We start from the raw sequence: 16,963 nt of genomic DNA on the forward strand, positions 1-16,963 counted from the left end.
TTGGGGACAGTCGATGCAACGCCTTGCCCGCACCCTCGCCAGCCTGACGGCGATCTCGATTGCCTCCCCCGCCCTGGCGCTGGAGACGAGCTTCCACACCTATGACGGCTTTGCCGAGACGGTCGATGCCTTCCGCCTCGTCTCGATGATCTTCGCCGATCCCCGCTATGAGACGCTGGTGCTGATCGTCGCGGTGGTGGGCCTCGCGCTGGGTGCCGTGCTCGCCATGATCCGCGGCACCGGCATGGGCCTTGTCGCCTTCGGCCTCCAGATGCTGGTCGGGATCGGCCTGTTCGTCGGCCTGGTTGCGACCACCGGCACCGTCCATGTCTATGACCGGGTGCGCAATGCCTATCAGCCGGTCGGCGACGTCCCCAATCTCATCGTCCTGGTGGCCGGCGTCACCAACATGATGGAGCGGGCGCTCGCCGAGACGATCGACGACAATACGCTCGACCCCCACGCCAAGCTCGAGTTCGGTGCGGGCGGCCATGCCTTCGACCTGTTCCTCAATGCGGTGAGCCCGCGCGGTCCCATGACCGACGCCTTTCTCGATGCGACGATCAAAGATTATGTCCGCCAATGCTATCCGGTCGCCCGGGTCTCGCCCGCATACGGGATCGATGATGACCAGTTGTTCCGCACCAGCACCGACCTCCCTGCCTCTTTCGCGGAGATGGCGGGGCCGGCGACATTCAGCACGGTCTTCACCGCTGTCGACAAGGGCGGGACGACGGTCAGCTGCAACGAGGCCTGGGAGCATATCGCGGACCGGCTGTCCGACCCTGCTGTGTTCGAAGGCTATTCGGCGCAGGTCTGCCAGCGCACTGGCTATGACATCGACAAGCCCGACCAGCTCGCCCGCTGTCGCCGCAATCTCTCCGAGATGGGCGACATGATGCTGGGCACGCCGCTCACCGCCCAGGCCTTCCTCACCGATGTGCTGCTGGGGACCAGCGTCGGCGATATATTGTTCGAGGACAGTCCGGCGACCGCCTCGCGGGTGATGGCCAACCGGGCCGTCGTCGCAGGCGGCCTGGCGACCATGTCCACCGCCAATGAATGGATGCCGACGATCCGCGCGACCGTGTTCGGGATCATGCTTTTCATGATGCCGATCGCCCTCCTGTTCATCCTCACCCCCATCAACCTTCGGGTCGCGAGCTTCGCGCTGGGGTTGTTCGTATTCGTGGCGCTCTGGGGCGTCATCGATGCGGGCATCTATCAGCTGACGCTGGGCCGGGCAATGGCGGTGCTCGCCGAAATGCGCTCAAACCACCTGGGCGCCAATGCCTGGATGCTGGCTCCCTCTTCCGCCATGAAGGCGCTGGCGATCTTCGGGAGCTTCCGCACGGCGGCGGCAGGCCTGGCCGGTGCGTTCGTGTTCACCGTCTTCCGCTTTTCCGGTAATGTCTTCTCCTCCTTCACCGGCGGCTCGCTGGGCGTCCAGGCGCAGGGCTCGGCTGCCGCCGCTGGCGTGTCCACCTCCGAGGGCCTCGCCTCCGCGCTGGAGGCGCAGGCCTCGGCCATGGGCACGGGCGCGCGCCGTGGCGCAGCGTCGACCTTCGGAGATTTTGGCGAGCGATCGAGCTTCGGCGCCAATCGCGGCTTCGGCGCGGCGGGCGCGGTCGCGGCATCCCATGGCACTGGCGCGCCCGGTGGCGCGGCGATGGGGCTTGGCGCGCTCGATGCCGCCCGCGAGATGGGCGGCCTTGCGCCCGCGCTTGATGGCCGGGACTTGGGCGACCCGGCAACGATCAGCGCGGTTCGCGCGGCGGCAGCTACGGGCGCCATCCACAATTTTGCCGAGAAGGATGCGCTGCGGACCCTCGGCAACCGCTATTTTGGCGCGGGCGAGGCCGGCGAGAAGGCGTTCGGCGCCTTCACCCAGGGGTTGGTTCAGTGGCGAGCGTTCGGGGACACCCGCGCCTATGGCATGATGATGCAGCAGGCCACCCGGCATTTTGAACGGGCCGGTTATGGGAACCAAGATGCCGAACTTAAGGCGAGCGGCGTCGTGGCCGAGGCCAGCGCCGATCCGACGTTCGCGAAACTGATCGCCAATAGCTTCGCCCAGGAGGCGATGCTTCGCAATGACCTGACGGCAGCGCAGGTGCAGGTCGGTGCTATGGAGGGGCGGCGCGACTATGCGGGAGACAGGGTTGCACGTGTGGAGCGCGGCAATGTCGCGACCGAACAGGCCCACCGCACGGGTGGCAATGAAGGCCAGCGCAACGCCGCCGCCATGCTGGGCCTGCCCGTTGACGAGATGAGCCGTCGCATTGCCTTCATTAACGCCCTTTCCGGCGAAGCGCGCTCCTCCGCCATCACGCAGCTCTCCCGCGCCACTGGCCGCGATGAGGCCCAGGTAACCAAGGCGCTCGAGACCTACAAGGCCGCGACGGACCTCGGCACCGCAGACGGGGCGACCGCCGAGGCGGCGCGCGAGGGATCGAGCGTCTATGGACGGACCAAGGAGGCTGCCGGCTACGACTTTGCCGAGCGGTCGGGCAAGCTCGATGCCCAGCGCGAGGTCGGCCATGACGGGACCCGCAGCGCCGCCCGGATCGGCGAACAGCGACGGCAATCGGAGAATTTTGGCTTTGCGCAGGGCGCCGAAGCGGCGGGCATGTCCACGCGCGAAGCCGCCCGTCTCGACAGCTTCATCCGGACGCTTGCCGACGCCAGCGGTAACCAGCTCGATATGGCGGAAGGCGGTGCCGACGGCATTGCCGACCGGGCACGGAACGCCCGGATGACCAGCATCGTTGAACGCGAGCGCCTGTCGCGGATGCAGGGGCTGCTGCGCGCCAACGGCATCGAGATGAGCAAGCGGCAGATCGCCATGGGCCAGAATGGCGATTTCAGCCTCAACCTGACACCCGCGACCGCAACGCAGATGTGGAAGGCGGGCCTGCTCAACGAGAGCCAGCTTGGCGCGGTCGCCAATGGCGGCCATGCACGGTTCAGTCTTGCCCATAATGACCTGCTGGTATCGAGCAGCGCCAGGTTCGAGAAATCCGCCCGCAATGACACCAGCACGCGGTTCGAGGCGGGCAAGCAGGCCGGTCCCGATACGATCGAGCATTTCATGGGCGGTGGCGTGGAAGGTCGCGCAGCCATGGCTAACTGGCTCAAGGGCGGGTTCGAAATGGACAGGATGGGCGATTGGCGCTTGAAGCCCCAGGTCGCGGATACGCTGCAGCGGGATGTGCAGGCGATCATGGCGCAGACGGGTTGGGATCGTTCGATCGGTCGAACTGCGCAAGATCAGAATACGTTCAGCGTATCAGCGCAGAGTGAGATTGGAGGTTCTACATCGCATGTTCGTGGCCCGAGCGGCAGAGCAAAGTCGAATGCAGCCGCCGGCCGAGTGGGAGGATCGATTGGCTTTTCAAGCCAGGAGACAGGGTCGACCAATGAAGTTGCAAGCGCTCAACTCAGCGTGGTAAATTATGATATTAGACACGCGATTTCAAATGCCGAGCGCGCTGCATCCAAAACTCGCAACCCCGCAGAAGCGTTCGCCAGTCACCTCGCAACTGATATCCTTGGCCCGCATGGCCTACGGAACAGATATTTGCGCGAAGCCGATAGCGGTCGGGGAACCACTGACATTACCGCGCCGGTTACATCTCTGGAGCAATCGTCGATTCTTCGCACGGGCCGACTTTCCATAGATCTGGGGCATGGCCCCACGGATGGGAGCCCCGAGTTCAAGACCCGCGATTGATGTTGCCCAGATTGAGCGGGTTCAAAGGGTTGCCGATCCAAAATGTACCTGAACTTGGCTCAAGCGGATCCACCTCTTTCGGCATACCTGATGGGCCAAGCCTCCGCTTTTTCCAATATTCCTCCTCGTCCATCTCATCATCCCCAGCAGCAGCAGGCAAGCGGCTCAAACAGCATTTGATAAATCCAAAGGATAGGACAAAGGCCAAAATCGGCGGATAGAACAAGATGACTAGATATCCACCGGCAGCCGAATGATAAACCTCGGTCAAGGCCTCTATCTTGAGAGACGCGAGCATGCCCAGCCAATAAACGAGCACACCGCTCCACCAGAGCTTCGCATGCCAAGGACGCCAAAGGCAATCGCTAAGCCGTAGAGGCGAGCAACCACTGATCAAACCATCAGTTTCGTTGTCGATTTGCATAGCATTTTCCCAATTCTATACCTACGAATTACCTTTTGCAAACATAACAAAGAATTCTCTCCTGCTCCGCTTCATACGGTTCATGGCAAGCTAAAGCGTGCTTCGGGAGCGACCCATGACCGCGTGGTTGATCGGGTTACAACAAGAGTAGAAAGAAAGGATCTGACAGGGGTTAGCTATACGGCTCCAGCCCATTGGTCCACTTCCTCGATTTGGTCTGACTCCGGCTCAAACGAGATCTTCGGGCAACCCTCAACTGCAAAACTTTCTCCGCAGTCACTATTCGGGTTTGCAGGAAAGCGTAGGCGATCATTGTCATGAGGCCGTGCCTGTGAAGCCCGGTCCATGATCGGCCCTCGAAATGATCGAGACAAAGCACTTCCTTGAGCTGCTGGTGGGCCTGCTCGCAGATCCATCGCGCCTTGATCGCCCCTGCCAGTTGTTTGATCGGTATGTGGGCAGGCAGGTTGGAGAGATAGTATTTTCGTTCGTCATTCGAGCGATGTTCGCCGACCAGCCAGACCTCTTCACCGGGCATATGCTGCGCTCCTGAGGCGCTGATGCGTTGGGGCGCGCCATCGGCGACGCGGACGCGCATGGCGGCAAAGCGCGCGGACAGTCGGCCCTTTGTCCCGCGCCGCCAGCTGACCTGGCGCCATTTGGCACTGTCCAGCATCTTGTGAGCGGCGAGTGAGGAGCTGTCAGGGACAACGCTATTGTTGCGCAGAAACGCCCTACGGGAACCGGAAAGGCTCAACGCCCTCCTTGACCTATGGTCTCCTCAAAGAAGGCGAAAGTAGCCTCGAGCGCCTTGCGCATGTCCGCTGCGGACGCATCGTCGTTTTTCGCCCGAAAGCCATGGAGCGAATTGGGAATCAGAAGGAGCATGGAGGAAACGCCCGCTTCCTTGAGCGCCTTGTCCATTTCCACAGACTGGCCGTAGGGAATATTGGTATCCCCCGTGCCGTGGATCAACAGCATCGGCGGATCTCCCGCATCGACCAGAGCGACCGAGTTAGCGGCTTTCAGCCGGTCCGCCGGGCAGGACTGGATGGCGCATCCCAGATAGCGCGAAGCGGCAGATGTCGGCTCGTCGAAATTCGAGTCGCCGCCGGGAATGACCTGCGCCTTGAGCGTGTTGAAGTCGAACACCCCGTACCAGGCAACGGCGGCCTGAACGCAGTTGGAATAGCCGGCGAGCGGATCGGGCGGCGGGGTAGCGCCTTTTGGGGTATAGGCGGAAAAGACCGGATCGAGCGCCTTTACTCCGCAACTAACCGCCACATTTCCGGAGATATTGCCGCCTGACGATCCCCCCCAAATGGCGAACCGGTTGACGTCGATATCATAGCTTGCCGCATTCTTACGCAGCCACATGATCGCCGACTTGGCGTCCTGCGTCGCTGCCGGGAAGCCCGACTCCTCGCGCAGCCTGTGCTCGATAGACGCGACGATATAGCCCCGCCGCGCGAGCGCCGCCATGGTTTGCAGGAAATGGCCGTGAAAGTCGGGCTGGCGCTTGTTGCCGATCACCCAGCCCCCGCCGTGGACATAGACGATCACCGGCCGCCCGGTCTTGGGTATGGGGCGATCTGCGGGCGGGAGATAAAGGTCGAGTCGCAACGGCCGATAGCCATATTGGGTGGCGTAGGTCAGATCGGCGATCCCGCGCACGCCACCGTCCAGCGTGAACATCAGCTGCGGATAAGGCTGCGGCGCCTGTGGCGCGAGGGAATAGTCGATCGCGCCCGGCTGGGCCGGCCCCGCGCCGGTCAGGGCAAGCCCTGCCGACAGCACCAATATCGCGCGGAATCCCCGCATCATTCGGATCATGTATTTCCCCATGGAAAAGGGCCAGAGCATTGCTCCGGCCCGCCGTCCGATCAGAATTTGGTGCTGACCTTGATCCCGTAGCTCGGGCGATCCGGCAGCGACACTGTGATGGCGTTGCGCGTGGTCGCGATCCCCGCCGCCGTATAGGTGGCGTAGGTACCCCTAGCCAGGCTGGTCGGCGTCTTGTTATTGAAGATGTTCGTTCCGAACAATTCGACCCGCTTGCCGTCCCACTCCGCGCCGACGCGCAGGTTCACCGTCGCGGCCGGCGCCGTATAGGCCAGGTTCGCTTCGGTTTCATACTGTTTGCCGGTATAGATCACATCGCCACGCACATAGGCGTCGAAGATGCCGATCTGCCGGCTGTAGGTGGCAGACGCGGTCCCCGTGATCTTGGGATAGAAGGGCAGTTGCGTACCATAGGGGGTTCCATTGCCGGTCAGGGCGAAGGCGTCCGAACTGTAGGTGTTCAGGATTTTCGTGTCGGCAATGTTGAACGTGCCTTCGAGCAGCAGATTGTCGGTCGCCTTAAAGGTCGTCTCCAACTCGATGCCCTTGACCTCGACCCGGCCGCCCGGCGCGGTGATGACCACCGTTCCGTTGGTAACGCCGGTCGCCTGGGCTGCGGCGTCGGTATAGATCGGGATGGCGCTGGGAATGCCGCGATCGGTCCATTTGCCATAATAGGCGGCAGCCAGGATCCGAACGCGATTGTCGAACAGTTGCGCTTTGTAACCGACTTCGCCCATCCACAGCTTTTCTTCCGGCACAATGCCCTGGACCGGCGCTGCCGCGTCGATCTGCGCCTTCACGAAATCATTTTGCGCATAATAGACGCTGTTGAACGCGCCGGCGCGATTGCCCCGCGAATAGGAGGCGTAGATGGACGAACGCGTATCGGGCTTGAACTGGACGATGAAGCGCGGCGTGAACGCCTTGAACGTATGGGCGAGATAAGAGGTCGTCGTCGAGAAGGTCGTCTGCGACTGCTTGTCGATCTGGTAGCGACCCTCGGCCGAGATCGACAGGTTGTCCATGATGTCATAGGTCAGCGACCCGAAGGCGCTGTAGGTATTTGCTTCCGACAATCCGCGCGGCGTCGCCAGGACATAGCCGGTGGTGCCGTAGGACGTCGTCAGATTGTCATATTCCAGATTCTGATAGTTGACGCCCAGAAGGAACTTCAGCGGCTTGTCCTGCGGGGACTGTACGCGCAATTCGACATATTTGTCCTCGTCCCGCGTATTGCCTTCGGTCAGCGAATAGACATAGCCCAGCCGACCGTTGGCGGCGGTCGCCGCGACATTGGGAATGCCGCGCAGGTCCGCACCGAACTGGGTCTGGAGGAAGCCCCATTTGTTGAGGCCGTAGGAGCCAAGCGCGCTGACGGTGAAGTCGCCCAGGTTCCAGTCCGCGGAAAGGCGGAATTGCCGCGCGTCGCGCTCCAGGCCCAGATGGTCCAGAAAGCCCTTCTTGTGCAGCAGCGTCCCGTTCTGAAGCGCGGTATAGGCCGTCGGCTCGATATATTGCGCCCACGTGGCGCTGCCCATCGGCACGCTGCCCAGTTCGCCGCAGATATAATTGTTCGTGGCGCCGCCCGCAGCATTGCAATCATATTGATCCTGTCCGTAGCGCGCGTTGGCGGGCAGGCCGTCGCTGTCGTTCCAATAGACGCCGAAAAAACGGATTTTCAGATTTTCGGTCGGCTGGGCGAGCAGGCTGAGGCTGATCGACTTGGTGTTGCGTCGGCCCAGCCGCGTGTCGGAATAGACCGAATCCTTGTACTGGCCATCGGTATGATAAGCCCGCCCGCTCAAGCGGAAGGCCAGCTTGTCGGCGATGATGCCGCCCTCGACGCTGGCGTTCAGGTCATAGCTGTTGAAACGCTCATATTGAGCGCTGACGGTGCCGCCCCAGTCAAAGCCGGGCTCGCGCGTGATGAAGTTGACAGCGCCGGCAAAAGTGCCGCGCCCGAAAAAGGCGCTCTGCGGCCCCTTGACGACTTCGACCCGCTCGACATCGGTGACACCGGCGATGTTGCCGCCGCTGACCGGCGCGCCATCGACGAAGATGGTGACGTTCTGGCGGACGGAGGATGCGTTGTTCGGCACCATGCCGCGCATATTATATTGCTTGTAGCCACGGTCGTTGCGGCCGACCGACTGGTTCTGAAAACGAAAGCCGGGCGTGAAGGCGGCAAGGTCCTGAACGTCGGTGATACCGCGCTTATTTAGTGCGTCGCCGGTCAGGGCCGTGATCGCAACCGGAACATCGGTCAAGGTTTCCTTAGACTTACGCGCAGTAACGACGATTTCACCAACACCGGACTGCTCATCTACCGGGTCAGTTTGAGAAAAACCAGCAGTCGGCAGAGCGACACTTGCAAGCAAGACAGCAATAACGCTTTCGATTTGACGCGTATTTTTCATTCCCGGCCCCTAATATTTCTGAAAATCCTGTCCTGCACAGGATTTGTCTTGCGACTATTAATTGTCCAACCGGCTTTTACCTTTCGTCGGCCACGGAGTAAGCTTGGCTATCGTGCAAGCCGTGATATAGGCGTTTCTCTCAAGTATCCGCAGTGCGATCATTCCGGGTCGCCGTCCCGCGCAATGTCATGGTGCGTTCGTCCAGCGGATAGAAGCGCATCGCCAGCACGCTGATCAGCAGAAATGCCGTTGAGAATACGCAATAACAGAGGGTTATGCCTGTAATCGCGCTTTTGGGCTGCGCCACCTGGACGCCGCCATGCGCTTCGACATAACCGAACAGGCCCAGAAACAGCCCGACAAGGGACGCGCCAATCGCCTGCCCGAGCTTCTCGACCATGATGTAGAGGCCTGCAAAGCTGCCCTCTATCCGCTGACCGGTGCTCAGATACTGATATTCGATGGCATCGGGCAGCATCGACTGGCTGACCATGACGATACCGCCATTGCCCAGTCCTGCGGCCAGGCCGATGGCGATGATCAGCCATCCCGGCGTCCCCGGCCCCATCGGCAGCCAGGCAAGCCAGATCAGCGCGGTGAACAGGCCACCGAACGTATAGGTGGAGCGCTTGCCGTACCGGCGGGCCATGGCCAGCCAGAAAGGCTGGGCGATCACCGTGCCGATCGTGAGCGTGCCATAAATGGTGCCGAGCCAAGCGTCCGACATTTCCAGCCGACGCTGGACGAAGAAAGCCGCCGACGCGGTATGCAGGGCCGCTGCGCTCAGCAGCATCAGCTTTGCGCCCTGCAGAATGATGAAAGGACGGTTGCGCATCGCGCTGCGCAATTGCTGGCGATAGGGCACATGGCCGCGCGGATCATAGACCCGCAGACGCGCGTCGCGGGTAAGCCAGAAACAGGCCATCAGCACGGCGAAGATGGTGATCCCGATGACGATGCCCATCGCCCGGTGCCCCACCAGTCCGCCGCCGAAAAAGGCGATCATCGTCGCCGTTGCCCATCCCCCTACGAGATTGCCCAGCGACCCGTTGACGACCCGGAAGGACATGAGCTTGGATCGTTCGTGCGGCCGGTCGGTCATTTCCGCCGGCATCGCCATATACGGCACCGCGAAGACGGCGTAGGACGTGGCGTGGAGTACCAGGAGCACGGCCAGCAACGAAACCGCGCCTGCTTGGCTGGTGACGATCGGCGCGTTGAAGGCGAGCATGAATGTTAACCCACAGGCGAAGGCGCCCGCGAACAGATAGGGGCGACGGCGACCCCAGCGCGATCGCGTCCGGTCGCTGATCGACCCGAAGATCGGATCGGCCACGCCGTCATAGATTTTGGCAAGGGCGAAGACCAGCCCGGCGATCGCCGGCGGAACCGCCATATAATCGGTCATGAAGCGCAGCAGCAGGTAGCTGCCGACCATGAAGCTTGTCAGCCCCAGCGTGCCGAGACTCCAGCCGATATAGAGCTTGAGTGGCATGGGCGGCGCGGCTTCCAGGCTCTGCGCTGCGGACGGATCGGGTTGGAAGGGATGATTCATGGCCGGTTACACGCATCCGCTATAAGGTGAAGCGGCGAGAAAAGCATGATGTCGCCGGCAACGCGCGATCAGGCTGGGATATTATCGCCTGTCGGATAGCGCCCCCATGCTACAGATAGACCCAAGGCCGCAACGCCCGGTCCCGGTCCAGGAAAGCGACGATCTCCGCCGCGCGCTTGAGCGTCAGTTCGATCGCGTCCAGCCCTTCCAGCAACATCGTGCGAGCCTCTTCCTCCAACGCAAAGGGCCAGGCCCGGCCATCGGGTATACCGACCCAGCCATTGGCCAGGTTGACGGTCGGCCGCGCGATATCCGGCTTGGCGACGACCGCCGCGGCGATCATCGCGATGATGTCGGCGGGCAGTTCGACCGGCACGATCCCGTTACGCACGCAATTACCGCGGAAGATCGGGTTGAAACTGGGGGCGACGATGGCCCGGAACCCATATTCCGCCAGCGCCCAGGCCGCATGTTCCCGGCTCGATCCGCAGCCGAAATTGGCCCCGCCCAGCAGGATTTGCGCGGCAGCGAAGGCCGGATCGTTCAGGATGAAGTCGGGATTGCGGTCCCGGCCACCCACGGACAGATAGCGCCAGCCCGCGAACAACCCGTCGGCCAAGCCCGTCTTGGACACCGACTTCATCTCGCGCGACGGGATGATCGCGTCGGTGTCGATATTGTCGCGCAGCAACGGCATTGCGACGGCGGTCAGTTCGGTGAAGGGCGTCATGCGTGGCTCACCTGGCGGGGATCGGCGATGGCGCCGGCAATCGCCGACGCGACGACGGTTTCGGGCGACGCCAGATGTGATCGGGTTTCCGGTCCCTGGCGGCTTTCGAAATTGCGGTTGGTCGATGTCACCACCCGCTCCTGCCGCCCGAAACTCTCGCCCCCCGCGAAGAAGCACATTGAACAGCCCGACTCGCGCCATTCGAACCCGGCATCGCGAAAGATCCGATCCAGCCCCTCGGCCTCCGCCTGCGCCTTCACCGCCGTTGATCCGGGGACGCAGATGGCGCGCACGCCGGGCGCGACCTTGTGCCCGCGCAGCAGCGCCGCCGCGCGGCGCAGGTCGGATATGCGGCTGTTGGTACAGGACCCGATGAAGGCAGCGTCAATCGGCAGGCCCAGCAGCGACTGGCCGGGATTGAGATCCATATAGTTCAGCGCCCGGTCATAAGCCTCGCGGCTGTCCCGCCCCGCCACTTGCTCGAACAGGGGAACCGCGTCGGCGATCGGCACCGCCTGCTGCGGGCTGGTTCCCCAACTCAACATCGGCGCGACCTCCGATGCGTCGAGCAGGATGTCGCTGTCGAACAACGCGGCCGGATCGCCCGCCAACGCCTGCCAATGGGCGAGAGCCGCGTCCCATTGCGCGCCAGTCGGCGCATAGGTCCGCCCCTTGAGATAGGCGAAGGCCGTCTCGTCCGGCGCGATGATGCCGGAAAAAGCCGATAATTCGGTCGCCATGTTGCATAGCGTCAACCGCGCCTCGACGTCGAGCGCCCGGACCGCCGCCCCGGCATATTCCACCACATGCCCCTTGGCGCCGGCGGACCCGATGCGTTGCAGGATATGGAGCGCCAGGTCCTTGGCCGTCACCCCGGTCGCCAGTTCGCCGTCGATGGTGATCCGCATCCGCCTGGGCTTCTTCGCGCGTAGCGTGCCAGTCGCCAGCGCATGTTCCGCCTCGGTCGACCCGATGCCCCAGGCCAGCGCTCCCAGCGCGCCCTGCGAACAGGTATGACTGTCGGGGCAGACCAGCGTGACGCCCGGCAGCACGATCGCCTGCTCGGGCGATATCACATGGACGATCCCCTGCCCCGGATCGCCCAGGTCGAACAGCGTCAGCCCCGCGTCGCGCGCCGCTGTCCGCGTGGCGACGATGAAGTCGCGCCCCGTGGGCATGATGGTGCGGTCGGTCCGACCGGGCAGCGTGTCGACGACATGGTCCATCGTCACGAAGGTCTGGCGCGGCATCACCGGCCTGCGCCCCGCCTCCGCCAGGCTCTGCAAGGCGACTCCGCCGGTGCGTTCATGCAACAGGATGCGGTCGATCGCGAGCAGGCCCGTGCCATCGCCCAGGTCGGCGATCAGATGCTGGTCCCATATCTTGTCGAACAGCGTGCGCGCCATATCCGTCACGCTCACGCGACGATGGCGGCGGCGCGGAGCCGCGCGATATCGGCGCCGCTATAGCCCGCCCGTTCCAGCAGCCGGTCGGTATCCTCGCCGATGCGAGGAATGTCTCGCCCGGCCTGCATCCGTTCGCCGTCCAGCTCCAGCGGCAGCGTAGGCAGCTTCGTCGCCGTCCCGTCCGCCAACGTCACGTCGACAAGGCCCCCGGCGTTGAGATGGGGATCGTCGAACAGCTCGTCCGGCCGGGTGATCGGCGCGAAGGGCAGCCCGATCCTCTCCAGCGTGGCGACGAGCTCGGCACGCTCCATCGCCCCGAACAGGGCGCGAACCTGCGGCAGGATGACCTCGCGCGCCAGCACCCGCTGATTGTTGACCGCATAGTCCGGATTCGCCCCCAGCGCGTCCAGCCCGAACGCCTGGCAGAAGGTGACCCACTGGCCGTCGCTGACGACGCCGACGAACAATTGCTCGCCCTCCATTTTGGTATCGAACACGTCGTAGATCGCCCAGGCCGACACCCGGACCGGCATGGGCTGCGCCGCCTTTCCGGTGACCGCCATCTGCGCCATATGCTGGCCGACCAGGAAAGCCGTTGTTTCGTAAAGCGAGCATTTGACGTCCCCGCCCGCGCCGGTGCGGTGCCGCTTTTGCAGCGCCGCGAGGATACCGATCACGCCGAACATGCCGCCGGTAATGTCGATCACCGACGACCCGGCGCGCAGCGGCCGGCCGGGCGGGCCAGTCATATAGGCAAGGCCGCCCATCATCTGCGTCACTTCGTCGAGCGCGGTCCTCTTCTCATAGGGACCGCCCAGAAACCCCTTGGCCGAACAATAGACGAGGCCGGGATTTTCCGTAGCCAGCGCCTCGCGCGACAACCCCAGCCGCGCCAGCGTGCCGGGACGGAAATTTTCGATCAGGACATCGGCCTGCACCGTGAGCGCCCGCGCCGCCGCCAGCCCTTCGGGCGCTTTCAGATCCAGGCAAATGCTGCTCTTGTTGCGGTTGAACATCGGGAAATAGCCCGCGCCCGAGCCCAGAAGCCGCCGGGTCTGATCGCCGCCGATCGGCTCGATCTTCACCACTTCCGCCCCCAGGTCGGCCAGGATCACGCCGATCGACGGCCCCATGACCATATGGGTGAATTCCACAACCTTGATGCCGCTGAGCGGCAGATCGTCCGGCGCCATGGCGCACTCCTCATTGTCGCGATCGTCCGGTCCGTCCCGGCTGTTCCTGACCCCTGAATAAGTGGCTCTGCCGCTTGGAGGCGGCTGCGATTGGCGACTATCCGCACAGTGGATAAAGGCGGGCCGGCGAATGGACGGCCGGGCGCGGTTGCGGTGCTGTCCTGCCATGAGCATATCTTCCCCCATCGACATTCTCGTCAGCGAAGTGGGGCCGCGCGACGGCCTGCAAAGCGTGCAATCCATCATGCCACTGGCTGCCAAGAAGGCGTGGATCGACGCGGAAGCGGAAGCCGGCGTGCGCGAGATAGAGGTGGGCAGCTTCGTCCCCGCCAAGATCCTGCCCCAGCTGGCCGACACGGCCGAACTGGTCGCCCATGCCCGCACGATAGCGGGGCTGACCGTCGCGGTGCTGGTGCCCAATGCACGCGGGGCAAAGGCGGCGATCGCGGCGGGTGCGCACAAGATCACCCTGCCGCTCTCCGTCTCCGAAACCCATTCGCTCGCCAATCTGCGGCGCACGCATGATCAGGTGATCGACGAAGCCAGGAGCATCGCCCGCATGATCGCCGCGCTCCCGTCCGATCAGCGCCCCCATTTCGAAGGCAGCCTGTCCACCGCCTTCGGCTGCACGCTGGAAGGCCCGATCCCCGACGCGCAGATCGCACGCCTCGCCCAAAGCCTGATGGCGGCAGGCTGCGACGAGGTCGGCCTGTCCGACACGACCGGCTATGCCGATCCGTCCGCCGTCCATCGCCTCGTCAAGCTGGTCCATGACGCGGTGGGCAAGGACGCGCTGAGCGGCATCCACCTCCACAATACACGCGGTCTCGGCCTCGCCAACGCGCTCGCCGCGATCGAATGCGGGCTGACCACGCTCGATTCCTCGCTCGGCGGCCTTGGCGGCTGCCCGTTCGCGCCCGGCGCGTCGGGCAATATCGTGACGGAGGATTTGGTCTTCATGCTCGAAGCCATGGGCCTGCGCACCGGCATCGACATCGCCGCCCTCACCGCCGTCCGCACGATCGTGCGCGACACCCTGCCGAACGAGGAGATGTTCGGTTTCATTCCCGATGCGGGCGTCCCGCTCGGTTTCCAGCCCGCGACCATGAAGGAGTCAATCGCATGAGCATCATCGGCACGAAAATGGTCAGCGATGGCCGCACTGCGCGCGACCTGTTCGAGGAAGTGATGGCCAGCCCAGCGCGCCGGAAATTCGGCTTCGGCGAAAAGCTCGCGATCGTGAACGTTGATTTCCAGCAGGCCTATACGCGGATCGACATGTTCAAGACCGCCTATGAAACCGACCCGCGCCAGATCGAATACACCAACAGCATCTCCCGCCTCGCCCGCGCCAAGGGAATGCCCGTCATCTGGAGCCGGGTCGGCTACAAGGACGATGCCGGCGACGCAGGCGTCTGGGGCACCCGCACCAACACGGAGGATTCGCTCCAGAACATCAAATATGGCAGCGAGCGCCACGCCTTCGATCCCCGGTGCCAGATCGAGCCCGACGACCTGCAATATACCAAGCGGATGCCCTCGGCCTTTTTCGAAACGCCGCTCCACTCCTATCTGCGCTGGCATAAGGTCGACACCGTCGTCGTGACCGGAGGCAGCACGTCGGGCTGCGTGCGCGCCACCGCCGTCGATGCGCTGTCCTACGGCTTCCGCGCGATCGTGCCGATCGAGACATGCGCGGACAAGCATGAAAGCTATCATTTCGCCAACCTGACCGACCTCCAGATCAAATATGCCGATGTGGAGCCGGTGCAGGCCGTCATCGACTGGCTGGAGGCCCGCTGATGCGCGAGGGGGAAATGGATCCGGGGCTCTACGATTTCCGCCCCTATCGCGACCGGGCCAAGGTGCAATGGCCGGGCGGCAAGACGGTGGCGGTCTGGGTATCGCCCAATATCGAGTTTTACGAGCTTGATCCGCCCGCCAACCCCCACCGCAAGAGCTGGACAAAGCCGCATCCCGACGTTGTCGGCTACAGCCATCGCGACCATGGCAACCGCGTCGGCCATTATCGCCTGGCCGAGGTGATGGAGCGCCACGGGTTCAAGGGATCGGTATCCCTCTCGGTCGCCATGTGCCAGCATTGCCCGGAGATCATCGACCAGGTGAACGCGCTCGGCTGGGAATTCTTCAGCCATGGCGTCTACAACACCCGCTACAGCTACGGCATGGACGAAGGCCAGGAACGCGCGCTGATCGAGGATGCGATCCGCACCGTCCGCGACGCGACCGGCCAGACGATCAAGGGCTGGCTCGCCCCGGCCCTCACCCACACGCCGCGCACGCTGGACCTGATCGCCGAATATGGCCTGACCTACACCTGCGATCTCTATCATGACGACCAACCGGGGCCGGTCCATGTCAAGAGCGGCAGGCTCATTTCCATGCCCTACAGCCTGGAGGTGAACGACCATTATGGTTTCTTCGTCTACAATATGTCGCCGCGCGACTATGCCGATACGCTGATCCGTCAGTTCGACCGGCTCGCGCAGGAAGGCGCGACATCGGGCACCGTGATGTGCATCCCGCTCCACGCCTATCTGATCGGCCAGCCGCACCGGATCGGCGCGTTTCAGGAGGTGCTGCGGCACATCGCAGCCGACGGCCGCGCCTGGATCACGCGCAGCGGCGACATCGCCGACCATTATCTCGCCCATCATTATGACGATGCTGCGGCCGACGCCGCACGCTACACGACGGAGGCCCGCTGATGGCGCTCGACCCCGATTATCTGTCCTATGCCATGCGCCGCAAGGGCATGGACCATGACCTCTACCCCTGGTCCAGCCTGTTCGATCGCCCCCCGATCGCCTGGCCGACCGGCAGGGCCGTCGCCGCCTGGTTCGTCGTCAGCCTGGAATGGTTCCCGATCCTGGCCGAAGACAAACCCTTCCGCGCGCCCGGCCATATGCAGACCGCCTATCCGGACTATCGCCACTATACGTCGCGCGAATATGGCACACGAGTCGGCTTCTACCGGATGCTCGACGCCTTCGCGAAGGTCGGCGCGCAGGTGTCGGTCGCCTGCAACGGCGCCATCGCCCAACGCTATCCCTCGATCGTCCGGGACATCGTCGCGGCCGGGCATGAGATCATCGCTCATTCGACCGACATGAACGGCACGATCGCGACCGGCCTGCCCGAAGCCGAGGAACGCGACCTCATCGCCCGCTCGCTCAACGCGATCGAACGGGTCGCAGGCACCCGCCCCACGGGCTGGCTGTCGATCGCCCGGTCGCAAAGCTTCGCCACGCCCCGGCTGCTGAAGGAGGCGGGCCTGACCTACATGTGCGACTGGGCCAATGACGAGTTGCCCTATCGCTTCGCCACGACGGCGGGCGACATCGTCAACCTGCCCCTCAACCATGAACTGTCGGATCGCCAGATCATCACCGTGCAGCAGAGTTCGGCCGACAGCTATGCGCAGCAGGTTGTCGACGCGCTGGACTGGCTATCTGCGGAATCGGCGGCGCATGGCGGTGGTCGGATGCTGCCGCTCCATGTCACGCCCTATATCATGGGCCTGCCCTATCGCATGGGCGCGTTCGAAGATCTGCTGGCCCGCATGGCATCTCGCGACGACCTGTGGTTCGCGCGCGGCGACGCCCTGGTGGAGGCCGCGCTTCCCCACATTTAACCGCC

The 16,963-nt window shown here is 63.6% G+C and carries 12 protein-coding genes and 1 pseudogene; 5 read left to right on the top strand and 8 right to left on the bottom strand.

Features of this window, described 5'->3' with window-relative positions; all coding sequences use genetic code 11:
- Positions 1-13: 13 nt before the first annotated feature.
- On the top strand, positions 14-3,733 hold the full coding sequence (locus B2V90_RS08505) for a conjugal transfer protein TraG N-terminal domain-containing protein (protein ID WP_228221133.1): 3,720 nt from the start codon (positions 14-16) through the stop codon (positions 3,731-3,733).
- Here the strand turns inward: B2V90_RS08505 and B2V90_RS08510 are convergent.
- The 8 genes and pseudogenes from B2V90_RS08510 to B2V90_RS08545 all read right to left on the bottom strand — a co-directional run bounded on the left by B2V90_RS08510 (position 3,717) and on the right by B2V90_RS08545 (position 13,303).
- On the bottom strand, positions 3,717-4,157 hold the full coding sequence (locus B2V90_RS08510) for a hypothetical protein (RefSeq protein ID WP_228221132.1): 441 nt from the start codon (positions 4,155-4,157) through the stop codon (positions 3,717-3,719). The two genes, B2V90_RS08505 and B2V90_RS08510, sit on opposite strands and share 17 nt — an antisense overlap.
- A gap of 172 nt (positions 4,158-4,329) precedes the next feature.
- Positions 4,330-4,866, bottom strand: a pseudogene (locus tag B2V90_RS08515) (IS701 family transposase); the annotation flags it as partial.
- Between the two features lie 44 nt (positions 4,867-4,910).
- The gene (locus B2V90_RS08520; protein ID WP_228221131.1) at positions 4,911-5,990 is read right to left on the bottom strand and encodes an alpha/beta hydrolase; all 1,080 of its coding nucleotides are present in this window, start codon (positions 5,988-5,990) and stop codon (positions 4,911-4,913) included.
- 50 nt (positions 5,991-6,040) lie between these two features.
- Positions 6,041-8,269, bottom strand: a complete 2,229-nt coding sequence (locus B2V90_RS08525) for a TonB-dependent receptor (protein ID WP_293920874.1) — start codon at positions 8,267-8,269, stop codon at positions 6,041-6,043.
- 289 nt (positions 8,270-8,558) lie between these two features.
- A complete protein-coding gene (locus B2V90_RS08530) occupies positions 8,559-9,974 on the bottom strand; it encodes an MFS transporter (protein WP_228221127.1) in 1,416 nt (471 codons plus the stop codon).
- A gap of 109 nt (positions 9,975-10,083) precedes the next feature.
- On the bottom strand, positions 10,084-10,704 hold the full coding sequence (gene leuD / locus B2V90_RS08535; RefSeq protein ID WP_228221126.1) for a 3-isopropylmalate dehydratase small subunit: 621 nt from the start codon (positions 10,702-10,704) through the stop codon (positions 10,084-10,086).
- Complete coding sequence (locus B2V90_RS08540; protein WP_228221291.1) at positions 10,701-12,110, bottom strand: 3-isopropylmalate dehydratase large subunit; 1,410 nt, start codon at positions 12,108-12,110, stop codon at positions 10,701-10,703. Before B2V90_RS08540 ends, leuD begins: the two co-directional genes overlap by 4 nt.
- Positions 12,111-12,121: 11 nt before the next feature.
- Positions 12,122-13,303, bottom strand: a complete 1,182-nt coding sequence (locus B2V90_RS08545; protein WP_228221125.1) for a CaiB/BaiF CoA transferase family protein — start codon at positions 13,301-13,303, stop codon at positions 12,122-12,124.
- Positions 13,304-13,469: 166 nt separating this feature from the next.
- Between B2V90_RS08545 and B2V90_RS08550 the strand changes: the two genes are divergently transcribed.
- From B2V90_RS08550 to B2V90_RS08565, 4 genes are read left to right on the top strand one after another with little or no spacing between them, the layout of a single operon-like run.
- Positions 13,470-14,429 (top strand): hydroxymethylglutaryl-CoA lyase, encoded by a 960-nt coding sequence (locus tag B2V90_RS08550; protein WP_228221124.1) that lies wholly within the window; start codon positions 13,470-13,472, stop codon positions 14,427-14,429.
- Complete coding sequence (locus B2V90_RS08555; RefSeq protein ID WP_228221123.1) at positions 14,426-15,106, top strand: isochorismatase family protein; 681 nt, start codon at positions 14,426-14,428, stop codon at positions 15,104-15,106. The genes B2V90_RS08550 and B2V90_RS08555 overlap by 4 nt, the downstream gene beginning before the upstream one ends.
- Positions 15,106-16,032: a polysaccharide deacetylase family protein gene (locus B2V90_RS08560; RefSeq protein WP_228221122.1), complete on the top strand. Its 927-nt coding sequence runs from the start codon at positions 15,106-15,108 to the stop codon at positions 16,030-16,032. The genes B2V90_RS08555 and B2V90_RS08560 overlap by 1 nt, the downstream gene beginning before the upstream one ends.
- Positions 16,032-16,958 (top strand): polysaccharide deacetylase family protein, encoded by a 927-nt coding sequence (locus tag B2V90_RS08565; RefSeq protein WP_228221121.1) that lies wholly within the window; start codon positions 16,032-16,034, stop codon positions 16,956-16,958. Before B2V90_RS08560 ends, B2V90_RS08565 begins: the two co-directional genes overlap by 1 nt.
- The last annotated feature ends 5 nt before the right edge of the window (positions 16,959-16,963 follow it).

Source organism: Sphingobium sp. UBA5915, from assembly GCF_002431195.1.
In the GTDB taxonomy this organism is placed as follows: domain Bacteria; phylum Pseudomonadota; class Alphaproteobacteria; order Sphingomonadales; family Sphingomonadaceae; genus Sphingobium; species Sphingobium soli.

Coding starts and splice junctions, on each gene's coding strand:
- B2V90_RS08505 (WP_228221133.1), top strand. CDS start 14: ATGCAACGCCTTGCCCGCACCCTCGCCAGCCTGACGGCGATCTCGATT.
- B2V90_RS08510 (WP_228221132.1), bottom strand. CDS start 4,157: ATGCAAATCGACAACGAAACTGATGGTTTGATCAGTGGTTGCTCGCCT.
- B2V90_RS08520 (WP_228221131.1), bottom strand. CDS start 5,990: ATGATCCGAATGATGCGGGGATTCCGCGCGATATTGGTGCTGTCGGCA.
- B2V90_RS08530 (WP_228221127.1), bottom strand. CDS start 9,974: ATGAATCATCCCTTCCAACCCGATCCGTCCGCAGCGCAGAGCCTGGAA.
- leuD (WP_228221126.1), bottom strand. CDS start 10,704: ATGACGCCCTTCACCGAACTGACCGCCGTCGCAATGCCGTTGCTGCGC.
- B2V90_RS08540 (WP_228221291.1), bottom strand. CDS start 12,110: ATGGCGCGCACGCTGTTCGACAAGATATGGGACCAGCATCTGATCGCC.
- B2V90_RS08545 (WP_228221125.1), bottom strand. CDS start 13,303: ATGGCGCCGGACGATCTGCCGCTCAGCGGCATCAAGGTTGTGGAATTC.
- B2V90_RS08550 (WP_228221124.1), top strand. CDS start 13,470: ATGAGCATATCTTCCCCCATCGACATTCTCGTCAGCGAAGTGGGGCCG.
- B2V90_RS08555 (WP_228221123.1), top strand. CDS start 14,426: ATGAGCATCATCGGCACGAAAATGGTCAGCGATGGCCGCACTGCGCGC.
- B2V90_RS08560 (WP_228221122.1), top strand. CDS start 15,106: ATGCGCGAGGGGGAAATGGATCCGGGGCTCTACGATTTCCGCCCCTAT.
- B2V90_RS08565 (WP_228221121.1), top strand. CDS start 16,032: ATGGCGCTCGACCCCGATTATCTGTCCTATGCCATGCGCCGCAAGGGC.